This is a genomic window from Streptomyces sp. NPDC059524, from assembly GCF_042749255.1.
GTDB lineage: Bacteria > Actinomycetota > Actinomycetes > Streptomycetales > Streptomycetaceae > Streptomyces > Streptomyces xanthii.
In genome coordinates, this window is sequence record NZ_JBHYTK010000097.1 from 9,041 (window position 1) to 19,950 (window position 10,910).

Sequence of the window (10,910 nt, forward strand, 5' to 3'; positions counted from 1 at the left end):
CCCTCACCGACCTGCGCCGCCTCCTCGACGTGCTGAACGCGGACGAAGAACTCCCCCCCCCCCCCCCCCCAACACCCCCCCCCCCCCCCCCCCCCCCCACGCTCCCACACCGCACCCCCGAACCCCCCCCCCCCCGCCCCCGACACCGACCACTACAGCGTGTTCACCCCGTACTTCCGCCGCTGGTCGCAGGTGCCGCAGCGCGAGCCGCTGCCGGCACCGCGCACCGTGCGCGTCCCCGAAGCGGCTCGCGGCGAGGGCCCGCCGTCGTCGAAGGACGTCGACGGAACCTCGCCCGGACTCCCCGAGGGCGGCGAGACGGCCGGCCGGGCCCGCTGCGCCCGGTGGTGGGGCGCCGGTGACCTGTCCCGGTACGAGGACCGGCACGACGACCTGGCGGGCGACGCCACCTCCCGGCTGTCGCCCTACCTCCACTTCGGGGCCCTCTCGCCCGTCGAGGCCGTCCACCGTGCCCGCGCGCACGGCGGCCCGGGGGCGGAGGCGTTCATCCGGCAGGTGTGCTGGCGCGACTTCCACCGCCAGGTCCTCGCCTCCCGCCCCGAAGCGGCGGCCGCGGACTACCGGCCCCGGAACGACCGGTGGCGGGGTGAGGACGACGCGGCGGAGGACATCGCCGCATGGCGGGAGGGCCGCACCGGCTATCCGGTCGTGGACGCCGGCATGCGGCAACTGCGGGAGGAGGGCTGGATGCACAACCGCGCCCGCCTGCTGACGGCCAGCTTTCTCACCAAGACGCTGTACGTGGACTGGCGCATCGGTGCCCGGCATTTCCTCGACCTGCTCGTCGACGGGGACGTGGCCAACAATCAGCTCAACTGGCAGTGGGTGGCCGGCACCGGAACGGACACCCGCCCGCACCGCGTCCTCAACCCGGTCGTCCAGGGCAAGCGCTTCGATCCGCGCGGCACGTACGTCCGCCGCTGGGTGCCCGAACTCGAGGGCGTCGAGGACCGCCTGGTGCACGAGCCCTGGCGGCTGCCCCGCGAGACCAGGGCCGGGCTCGGCTACCCGGAACCGCTGATCGACCTCGCGGACGGCCTGGCCCGCTTCAAGCAGGCACGCGGCCGGGACTGAGGGACCAGATGGCCCCGTCGGTGCGCATGGACCGCGCTTCCACGCGGGACAGGACGATGGACGACGCGTCAGTGCGCGGGCTGGTCCAGACGGAGCCGCAGCGTGTGCATTCCCCGGCGGGCATGGCTCTTCACCGTGCCCAGAGGAAGCCCGGTGCGGGCGGCGATCTGCGATTGGGGGAGGTCCGCGTAGAAGGTCAGCCACAGGACCTCCCGCTGCGCGGGCGGCAGCAGGCTCAGCTCGTGCCGGACCACGACGCGGTCCACGGTCTGCTGCGCCAGCCGTCCCTCCGGCAGCGGTACGTGCATGTCCTGCTCGGACCGTGCCGCGGCGGCGAGACGGGCCTGACGGGCGCGGGCCGCGTGCGCGTCCGCGATCTTGTGCCGGGCGATGCCGACGAGCCAGGAGGGGGCGTTGCCCCGCTCGGGACGGAATCCCCGGCGGCCCTGCCAGGCCGCGAGGAAGACTTGCTGGGTGACGTCCTCGGCATCCCGGGAGTCGCCGAGCGCGCGCCTCGCGATGTTGTGCACGAGGGCCGCCCACCGCTCGTACATCTGCCTGCAGCCGTCCTCGTCGCCCCGCAGAAACGCCTCGGCGAGCACTTGATCGGTGGGGACCCCCGCCCCGGTGGCCGAACCTTGCTCCGGGTGCACTTTGTGCGTCGTGGTCATCGTGAACACTCCTCGGGCAGCTCATCGGGCCCTGACGTACCAGGCGACGCGCACCTCGTCGCGTCTGCCGCCAGAGTGATCGCGCTAAAATCAATGCACAAGTTGCGTCGTTTATGCATCGTTTACGGACTGCAACCGAACCGTGGTCGTGGGCCGAACTGCCAGTGCACGGACGAAGGAGGGCACATGAGCGGCAACAGGCACCGTGACGTGTGTGAGGTGCGGGACGTCGGGGCGCGCTCGGCAGGTCTGCACTCCGCCCTCGTACGGGGAACCGTACTGACGTCGGATCGGCTGTGACGCGTCGGGGAACGGCCTGCGGGCCGGAGGAGACGGCTCGGGACGAGCCCGTCGGCGCCGCCCTCACGACCGGAGCACTCGCGCGCAGGCTCGGCGTCGCCCAGACGACGCTGCGCACCTGGGAGCGCCGCTACGGCATCGGCCCCAGCCACCGTGAGGAGGGCCGCCACCGCCGCTGGTCACCCGAAGACGTGGCCAGGATGGAGAACATGTGCCGGCTGACCGCGCAGGGCGTCGCGCCCGCAGAGGCGGCACGGCTGGCGATGGCGGCGGACGGTCGCGCGACGGACCGCGCCGCCCCCGCGCCGCACCCCCGTACCCCGGGTGGCTTCCGTGACCTGCCGCTGGGTCAGGTCTGGCCGGAGAGCAGAGGCCTGGCACGCGCTGCCGTAAGGCTCGACGCCGCGGCCGTGCAGGCTCAACTGCGTGCCGCGGTCGACGCGTACGGGGTCGTGGTGGCCTGGGAGCAGATCATCGCCCCGACCCTGCACGCGGTCGGTCGCAAGTGGGCGACGGCCGACGAGTCGTACGTCGAGGTGGAGCACCTGCTCTCCTGGCACGTGTCGACCGTGCTCCGGTCGGTGGGTACGTCCGCCATGGTGGGTACGTCCGCCACGGACGGGCGCCCGCCGGTCCTGCTCGCCTGCATGCCGGACGAACAGCACAGTCTGCCGAGCGAGGCCCTGTGGGCGGCGCTCACCGAGCGGGCCCTGCCCGCCCGGATCTTCGGGGCCGCGCTGCCGAAGGAGGCTCTGGAATCGGCGGCCCGGCGACTCGGTCCGGCAGCCGTCGTCCTCTGGTCGCAGTCCCGCGAGACCGCGGACATGAGCATGGTCCGCACGCTCCTCGCCCTTGAATGGGGCGTCCGCGGCGCCCGGAGTCATCCCCTGGTCCTCCTCGCGGGCCCTGGCTGGGCCGACGCACCGGCGGAGCCAGGAGCGAGCCGCCTCACCGGACTCGCCTCCGGCCTGGCGCTTCTCGAGTCGATGTACCGCACGAGCGTGCAGTAAGGGTGCCTGGTTGGTGCGGGCGGAGACAGCGCGATTCGGCCAATCCTGCCCAAGCCATGTCCCGACGGCCTGTCGTCTTGGATAGTGTAACTATCCAACCCGGTGGAACCGTCAGGGAGGGCGCATGCGCAGGCCCAAAGGCAGGGACACGATCTACTTCGCCCGCTGCACCACGTGTGGATACATCCTCTGCCTGGGAGACGAGTCCGAGTCGCCGATGCGGGTTGCCGAGCTCTCGATGCAACTCCACTACGAGGAGCTGCACATGGGCAGGCGGCCCCACTGGGTGATCGACACCAAGCTCCGCCGGGAGGTCGACCCGAACTTCTAGGGGTGACCGTCTCAACGGGAGACGCGAGCGCTGAGCGCTGTTTTCCCGGCAGGGCCGGGTGTGGTCGCTGCGGCTTCGAGCCGGCGGCCGCCACGTGAGAAGAAGTCCATGAGTGGGAGGAACGCTGCTCCGACCGTGACCGCCTCCGGGCCCAGAGTGCCCAGGCTTATGGTGGTGCGGCTGGCTGGATACCGTAGGGCGTACTGAGCGGAGTGCCGAGCGACCGTGTCGAGGAAGCGGGTGCCGAGCTGGAGACCGGCCCAGCCGCCGACGAGGATGCGTTCGGGCTGGAAGAGATTGATCAGGTTGGCGAAACCGGCGCCGAGGCAGTCGGCGGTCTCCTCGAGGACGGCGCGTGCGGTGGAGTCGGGCTCCGCGCGGGGTCGGGTGGGGTAGGCCGCGTCGAGCATGGCCGTGAGGGCGGTCTCCTCGTCGGTGTCGGAGGGGGTGTTGCCGCCCGCCTCCGCCCAGCGCTCAAGGAGCGCTTCGGCTCCCGCATACGCTTCGAGGCATCCGCGGGAACCGCAACGGCAGCGCCGTCCCTTGATGTTGACGGTGAGATGACCCCATTCGAGGGCGCGGCCGGAGCCGAGCTGGTCGGTGATGACGCAGGCGCCGACTCCCGAACCGAAGAGGACGGTGACGGCACTGCGTGCGCCACGTCCGGCACCGAACCACATCTCGGCCTGGCCGAGGGTCTTGGCGCCGTTGTCGATCCAGTAGCGGACGGTGGCGGGGAGGTCGACGCTGTGGCGCAGGAGCTGCTCGAAGGGAACGGCGTCCCAGCCGATGGTCTGTCCGTGGACGATGGCGCCGTCCTCTGTCCGGGCAACGATTCCGGGAACGCCGATGCCGACGCCGAGAAGCTGCGCGGGGCGAATGCCGGCCTCGCGCAGGACCTCCGCGATTCCCATCCGGACGTGATCGATGACCAGATCGACCTCGTAGCGAGAGGTCCGGGGGCCGCAACTGAGCAAGGCCCGCTCCACGCGGGCGAGTTCTGTGAGTGTGAGGTCGAAGAGTCCGACCCGGACGCGGGTCTCGCCGACGTCGACGCCGATCATGTAGCCGCTCTCCGAGGTGACCTGGAGCAAGGTCTGGGGTCGCCCGCCGGCCGAGTCCACACTTCCGGCCTCCTCGACAAGCCCCTCGGCGACGAGTTCCGAGACCACGTTGCTGATCGAGCCGGAGCTCAGCCCGACGGCGGGACCGAGCTGAAGGCGGCTCAGGGGCCCCTCGAAGTACAGCTTTCGGAGCACGGCGGTTCGGTTCTCGCGCCGAAGGTCACGCACCGTACGGCCACTTGTCGCGTGCACTTGGGCCACCGCCTCCGAAGTCAGTCGGTGCAACATACTCGCATCCCGGGCCGCGGCCGCTTTTCTCACAAGATTTCAGTCACGCCTCGAATGCCGCCTACACCTATGCCTACGCCGACGCGCGCTCGATCAGGGTCGGACGGAAGATCGACGAGGAGGGCGGGGCCTCGCGTGCCGTGATCTGTCCGAGCAGCAGGCGAGCGGCCTCGGCCGCCATCTCCTCCACCGGCTGGCGGATCGTGGTGAGCGGTGGCTCGCAGGCGAGAGCGGCCTCGCTGTCGTCGAAGCCGACCACGGCGATGTCGTGGGGCACCCGCAGACCCCTGCGCTCCAGGGTCAGCAGTGCGCCTTGCGCCATGAGGTCCGAGGCGACGAACAGGCCGTCCAGGCCGGGATGTTCGGAGAGAAGACGACGCATGGCTTCGGCTCCGCCGGCCTGGGTGAAGTCGCCCTCTGCCGTGGGCGCGTCGCTGATGCCGTGGGCCGCGAGGGCCCGGTGGAAGCCGGTCATGCGTTCCTGGGCGGCGGGCATGTCCTGCGGGCCGGTGATGGTGCCGATGCGTCGGCGTTCCAGCGAGACGAGGTGGTCGACGGCCATCCGGGTTCCCGCCCGCTGGTCCACTTCCACGTACGGGAGCGTCGCTGATCCGGCAGGGTTTCCGGCGATCACAGCCGGCAGGCCTGTCTCCGAGAGGAGCTGTGGCAGTGGGTCCGAGGAGTGGGAGGAGATCAGCACGGCGCCGTCCACATGGCCACGGCGCAGATAGGAGAGGAGCTGCCGGCGGGAGTCCTCGTCGTCCACCAGCATCAGCGCCATCTGCACCCCGGCGGGACGAAGAACCTCGAGCAGCCCGCCGACCACCCGGCCGAAGTGCGGGTCGGTGAAGACACGGCCGACGAAGGAGGCGGCGACGTCGCGCCGCTCCCGTTCGGACACCACCAGGGCGATCGAATCCGTGCGGCGCGTCACGAGGGAGCGGGCTGCCTGATTGGGGACGTATCCGGTGGCCTCGATCGCGTCCTGCACCTTGCGGCGCAGTGCGGGGTCGACGGTGGGCCTGGCGTTGACGACACGCGAGACGGTGGCGCGTGACACCCCGGCGACCCGGGCCACATCCTCAAGGGTCGCCGGGCGGACCGGGCGCAGGTCGTCGACACTCATGCGGTCCTTTATAGCAACCGGGCGCCCTCAACTCCCGTGTGCTGATGGGGAGATGGCTCTGACGCGCTGGTCCGTACCAGACCGTGCACACCTCTTGACTTGTTCAGTTCAAAGGAACAACCATCCAACACGAGAGAGCGCTCTCCGACCAGTTTCGGTTCAGTTCTTGAACATGAAGTCGTTGTGTCGCTCCTCCAGCGCGCTCCTGAGCGCGCACGCCGAGCCACCCCCCGACCGAGAAGAGTTGCCCATGTCAGCGCAGCACCGGTCCACTTCGGAGCCTGTTGCCACAACCCCCCTCGCCCGCCGCACGGCGCTCGCCGCCATGATGGCCGTTCCGGCCGCCGGGCTGATCGCCCAGCGGGCCGTGGCAGCCAGCGGGGGTCCCGCGGCGCAGGCCGCGAAGCGGCCGAAGGGCGCGCACGCCGCCGCCCCGGACTTCGGGCCCAACGTCCTCGTCTTCGACCCTTCAACTCCGGGCATCCAGGCCAAGCTGGACGAGGTGTTCCAGCAGCAGGAGTCGGCGCAGTTCGGCACCGGCCGATACGCCCTGCTCTTCAAGCCCGGCACCTACAGCGGCCTCAACGCCCAGATCGGCTTCTACACGTCGATCATGGGCCTCGGTCTGTCGCCCGACGACACGCACATCAACGGCGACGTCACCGTGGACGCCGGCTGGTTCGACGGCAACGCCACCCAGAACTTCTGGCGCTCGGCCGAGAACCTCTCCCTGACCCCGGTCAGCGGCGCCAACCGCTGGGCCGTCTCACAGGCCGCCCCCTTCCGGCGCATGCACGTGCGCGGCGACCTGAACCTCGCCCCCGCCGGATACGGCTGGGCCAGCGGCGGCTACATCGCCGACTGCCGCATCGACGGCACCGTCCAGCCGTACTCGCAGCAGCAGTGGTACACCCGCGACAGCTCGGTCGGCGGCTGGCTCAACGGCGTGTGGAACATGGTGCAGTCCGGAGTCGAAGGCGCCCCCGCGGACGCCTTCCCGAACCCGCCCTACACGACGCTGGACACCACCCCGTTCTCCCGGGAGAAGCCCTTCCTCCACTTCGACGGCACCGAGTACCGCGTCTTCCTTCCCGCCCTGCGCACGAACGCACGAGGCACGAGCTGGGGCAACGGCACCGCACAAGGGGAGTCGCTGTCCCTGTCCCGCTTCTACGTGGCCAAGGAGGGAGACTCGGCGAACACCCTCAACGCCGCTCTCGGCCAGGGGCTGAACCTCCTGCTCACGCCCGGCGTCTACCACCTCGACAAGCCGATCGAGGTCACCAGGGCGAACACGGTGGTCCTCGGCATCGGGTACGCCACGCTCGTCCCCGACGGCGGCGTGACCGCGCTGAAGACGGCCGACGTGGATGGCGTACGGCTGGCCGGCTTCCTGGTCGACGCGGGCAGCGTCAACTCCGGGACGCTGGTCGAGATCGGCCCCGAAGGCGCGAGCACCGCGCACGCCACGAACCCGACCACCGTGCAGGACGTCTTCGTCCGGATCGGCGGCGCCGGCGCGGGCAAGGCCACGACCAGCATCGTCGTCAACGCCCGCCACACCATCGTCGACCACACGTGGGTGTGGCGCGCCGACCACGGCGACGGCGTCGGCTGGGAGACCAACCGCGCTGATTACGGCGTTGTCGTCAACGGTGACGACGTCCTGGCGACCGGCCTGTTCGTCGAGCACTTCAACAAGTACGACGTGCAGTGGAACGGCGAGCGCGGGCGCACGATCTTCTACCAGAACGAGAAGGCCTACGACGCCCCGAACCAGGCCGCGATCCAGAACGGCGACCTGCGCGGCTTCGCCGCCTACAAGGTTGCCGACCACGTCACCACCCACGAGGGCTGGGGCCTGGGCAGCTACTGCTTCTACAACGTGGACCCGACCATCGTGCAGGAACACGGCTTCGCCGCCCCGGCCGCCCCGGGCGTGAAGTTCCACCACCTGCTGGTCGTCTCCCTCGGCGGCAAGGGGCAGTACGCCCACGTCATCAACGCCATCGGCAACCCGACCTCCGGTTCCGACACCGTGCCGTCGACCGTGGTCTCCTACCCCTGATCCCGGTTCGGCTGCTCCCTGTACGACATGCAGCGCAAGAGCTGACACACCGCACCTCGGGCGGGACCGAAGGCCGGTCCCGCCCGAGGTGTTCCGCGCCTGGCGACTTCACGAACGGACGTCTGCCGGGGTGTGCGGACCGAGCGGGGTCACGACATGGTCCACTTCTGGTTGGCGTTGCCGCTGCACTCCCAGATCTGGAGCTGGGTGCCGTTGGCCGAGTTGTTGTCGGTGACGTCCATGCACTTGCTCGCCGCGAGGTTGACGAGGTCGTGGGTGGCGGCGTTGTACGTCCACTGTTGGTTGCCGCCGCCCGTGCAGTCCCAGAGCTGGAGCTTCGCGCCGCTCGCCGTACTGGCGCCGGTCACGTCGAGGCACTTTCCGAGGGCGCGCAGTTGGCTGCCGCTGAACGACCATTGCTGGGCGGCGGTGCCGTTGCAGTCGTAGAGCTGGACGGGGGTGCCGTTGGCCGCCGAGGCGCCCTGGACGTCCACGCACTTGCCGGCCAGGCCCTTGATCGCCTGGCCGGTGCTGCCGGTGTTGCCGGTGGAGACGTGGACGTAGTCCACGACGAGCTGCTGCGGGAAGGAGGTCGAGGCGTCGGGGTCGCCGGGCCAGTCGCCGCCGACCGCGAGGTTGAGGATGAGGAAGAACGGCTTGTTGAAGGCCCACTGATTGCTGCCGATGTCGGCCGGGGTGCGGGTCTGGTAGACGTGGCCGTCCACGGACCAGGACACCCTGTCCGGTGCCCAGTCGACCGCGAAGGTGTGGAACGCGTCCGCGAAGGCTCCCGAGGACAGGGAGTATCCGGCACCGATTCCGCCCGCCCCCGAATAGCCGGGGCCGTGCAGGGTGCCGTGGACCGTGCCGGGCTCCCGGCCGATGTTCTCCATGACGTCGATCTCGCCGGAGCCCGGCCAGCCGACGCTGCCGATGTCGGTGCCGAGCATCCAGAAGGCGGGCCACATGCCCTGACCTCGCGGGATCTTCATGCGGGTCTCGACATGTCCGTACTGTGCGCTGAACTTGCCGGAGGTGTTCATGCGGGCCGAGGTGTACTGGCAGGTTCCGTACCAGCACTGGTAGCCCGAGGGGTTCTCCTTCCTGGCCGTGATGACCAGGTGGCCGTTGCCGTCGAGCGCGGCGTTGTTCGTACCCGGTGTGTAGTACTGGCGTTCGTGATTGTTGCCGTTGTTGTCGCCGGTCTCCTGGCTCCATCTGGACGTGTCGACCCCGGAGCCGGCCGGGCCGTCGAAGTCCTCGGTGAAGTCGGCCGCGAGCGTCGGGGCGGCCGGGACGGCGGGCGCGGCGCCGGCCGCACTCGCTGGGACGAGGGTGGCGCCGGCGCAGAGGACGGCGGCCGCCGCGCCGATCAGTCGGAGTCTCCATGGAGCACGCACGGTGCATCACATCGCTTCCGCGAGAGTCGGCTCGGCATCGCCATGGGCATGCCAAACATGCAGCCAGGGGAAGCTGAACCGGAACCTGTGGGGGCTTACTTCACGACTTGAAACTAGGAAGTGGCGGGGGAGGCGTCAAGGTTTTTGTCTGGACCAATCGCGGGGGCGGGGGAGTTCGGCTTGGCAGTACGGGCGGCCGGTGGGCGCTGCCGTCGGCGGACCGGCCGCCTCCTTCCGAGGCGACGGAAGGGGGAGGCGTGTGGCCCGCAGGTCTCCGGTCCTTCACACACTCGCCGCCATGTTCGCGGGCGCTCCGGGTAGATGCCGCTGACCCCATGGCGGAAGCCATGAAGGCATGAGGAATGGAGCGAACAACCCGATGATGCACACGTCCCCTCATTCCGACCCGGTGGCAAAGCCGCAGTCGGCGGCAGACCTGTCGGGCTGGATAGGTGATCACACGACGGCCCTCGTCGGCATACCCCTGCGCATCGCGCTGATCGTGGCCGGCCTGATCGTGGTCCGCATCGTGGCGAAGAAGGCCATCGCCCGCGTCGTCCAGCACATCCTGGAACCGTCCGAGAACGAGAACGACGCCGAGCAGACCGTGTCCCGGCCGTCGGGGCGCGGCCCCACGCTGCTGCAGCGTGACCGGACCTACGCCAGGCAGCGCCGGGAACAGCGTGCGCGCACCATCGGCTCCGTCCTGGGCAGCGCCGTGACGATCGTCCTGTTCATGATCGGCGCCGCCATGGTCCTCGGCGAGGTCGGCATCGCCCTCGGCCCACTGCTGGCCAGCGCCGGAGTGGTCGGCCTGGCGATCGGGTTCGGTGCGCAGAGCCTGGTCGCCGACTACCTCTCCGGCCTGCTCATCATGCTCGAGGACCAGTACGGCGTCGGCGACTCGGTGGACCTGGGCGAGGCCGTCGGGACCGTGGAGCACGTCGGCCTGCGCCTGACCCACGTACGTGATCTCAACGGCGGCCTGTGGCACATCCGCAACGGCGAGATCCTGCGTGTGCGCAACGACAGCCAGGAATGGGCGCGCGCCGTGCTGGACGTCGCCGTGGCCTACGAAGCCAATCTCGACACCGTCTACCGCGTCCTCGAGGAGACCGGGCTGGCCCTGCGCAAGGACCCGTCCTTCAAGGGCCTCCTGCTGGAGGATCCGTCGGTGTGGGGTGTGCAGTCGCTCGACGCCGACGGCGTCCTGGTCCGCATCGCGGTCAAGACCGTGCCGCTCGAGCAGTGGGCCGTCACCCGTGAACTGCGCCGCCGGACCAAGGAGGCACTGGACGCGGCCGGCATCGACATTCCCTTCCCGCAGCGCACGGTGTGGCTGCGCAGCGACGACCAGGGGAGCGAGCTGGGGGCGGTGCCCACGCAGCGCTGACGGCGTCCTCGGCAAGGTCGTCGAACCAGGGCCTGCCAGACGTCATCGAGGGGCAACCCCGCCCCGGGGGGGGGGGGCGGGGGGCGGGGGGGGGGCGCCCCCCCCCCCCGGGGGCGCCCCCAGCGCGCCAAGCGGGGGACAAACTCCCGGGGGTCTCCGGGGGT

8 protein-coding genes and 1 pseudogene are annotated in these 10,910 nt (G+C 70.4%); 5 read left to right on the forward strand and 4 right to left on the reverse strand.

The features are described from left to right. Positions 1–141: 141 nt before the first annotated feature. Positions 142–1,095 (forward strand): annotated as a pseudogene (locus ACFW9D_RS24770) (cryptochrome/photolyase family protein); the annotation flags it as partial. Between the two features lie 68 nt (positions 1,096–1,163). Here the strand turns inward: ACFW9D_RS24770 and ACFW9D_RS24775 are convergent. Continuing rightward, positions 1,164–1,766 carry an RNA polymerase sigma factor gene (locus ACFW9D_RS24775; protein ID WP_384624933.1) on the reverse strand — a complete coding sequence of 201 codons (603 nt, stop codon included), beginning with the start codon at positions 1,764–1,766 and terminating at the stop codon, positions 1,164–1,166. A 296-nt stretch (positions 1,767–2,062) separates the two neighbouring features. Here ACFW9D_RS24775 and ACFW9D_RS24780 point away from each other — a divergent pair, with 296 nt between their 5' ends. Beyond that, positions 2,063–3,076, forward strand: a complete 1,014-nt coding sequence (locus ACFW9D_RS24780; protein WP_384624936.1) for a MerR family transcriptional regulator — start codon at positions 2,063–2,065, stop codon at positions 3,074–3,076. A 124-nt stretch (positions 3,077–3,200) separates the two neighbouring features. After that, on the forward strand, positions 3,201–3,407 hold the full coding sequence (locus ACFW9D_RS24785; RefSeq protein WP_384624939.1) for a hypothetical protein: 207 nt from the start codon (positions 3,201–3,203) through the stop codon (positions 3,405–3,407). Between the two features lie 11 nt (positions 3,408–3,418). On the opposite strand, the gene ACFW9D_RS24790 is transcribed toward ACFW9D_RS24785, so the two are convergent. Together ACFW9D_RS24790 and ACFW9D_RS24795 are read right to left on the reverse strand one after the other, a co-directional pair. Next, a complete protein-coding gene (locus ACFW9D_RS24790; RefSeq protein ID WP_384624941.1) occupies positions 3,419–4,723 on the reverse strand; it encodes an ROK family protein in 1,305 nt (434 codons plus the stop codon). Between the two features lie 109 nt (positions 4,724–4,832). Next, positions 4,833–5,885, reverse strand: coding sequence for a LacI family DNA-binding transcriptional regulator (locus ACFW9D_RS24795; RefSeq protein WP_384624944.1), 1,053 nt, complete (start codon positions 5,883–5,885; stop codon positions 4,833–4,835). 250 nt (positions 5,886–6,135) lie between these two features. Here ACFW9D_RS24795 and ACFW9D_RS24800 point away from each other — a divergent pair, with 250 nt between their 5' ends. Beyond that, positions 6,136–7,953 carry a coagulation factor 5/8 type domain-containing protein gene (locus ACFW9D_RS24800; RefSeq protein WP_384624947.1) on the forward strand — a complete coding sequence of 606 codons (1,818 nt, stop codon included), beginning with the start codon at positions 6,136–6,138 and terminating at the stop codon, positions 7,951–7,953. 149 nt (positions 7,954–8,102) lie between these two features. Here ACFW9D_RS24800 and ACFW9D_RS24805 read toward each other — a convergent pair whose 3' ends face one another. Beyond that, positions 8,103–9,353 (reverse strand): ricin-type beta-trefoil lectin domain protein, encoded by a 1,251-nt coding sequence (locus ACFW9D_RS24805; protein WP_384624950.1) that lies wholly within the window; start codon positions 9,351–9,353, stop codon positions 8,103–8,105. A 409-nt stretch (positions 9,354–9,762) separates the two neighbouring features. On the opposite strand from ACFW9D_RS24805, the gene ACFW9D_RS24810 reads away from it, so the two are divergent. Continuing rightward, positions 9,763–10,746 (forward strand): mechanosensitive ion channel family protein, encoded by a 984-nt coding sequence (locus ACFW9D_RS24810; protein WP_384624953.1) that lies wholly within the window; start codon positions 9,763–9,765, stop codon positions 10,744–10,746. Positions 10,747–10,910: the final 164 nt, after the last annotated feature.

Bases quoted from the DNA above. Each gene is read 5' to 3' on its own strand.
- ACFW9D_RS24775 (WP_384624933.1), bottom strand. From the start codon at position 1,766: ATGACCACGACGCACAAAGTGCACCCGGAGCAAGGTTCGGCCACCGGG.
- ACFW9D_RS24785 (WP_384624939.1), top strand. From the start codon at position 3,201: ATGCGCAGGCCCAAAGGCAGGGACACGATCTACTTCGCCCGCTGCACC.
- ACFW9D_RS24795 (WP_384624944.1), bottom strand. From the start codon at position 5,885: ATGAGTGTCGACGACCTGCGCCCGGTCCGCCCGGCGACCCTTGAGGAT.
- ACFW9D_RS24800 (WP_384624947.1), top strand. From the start codon at position 6,136: ATGTCAGCGCAGCACCGGTCCACTTCGGAGCCTGTTGCCACAACCCCC.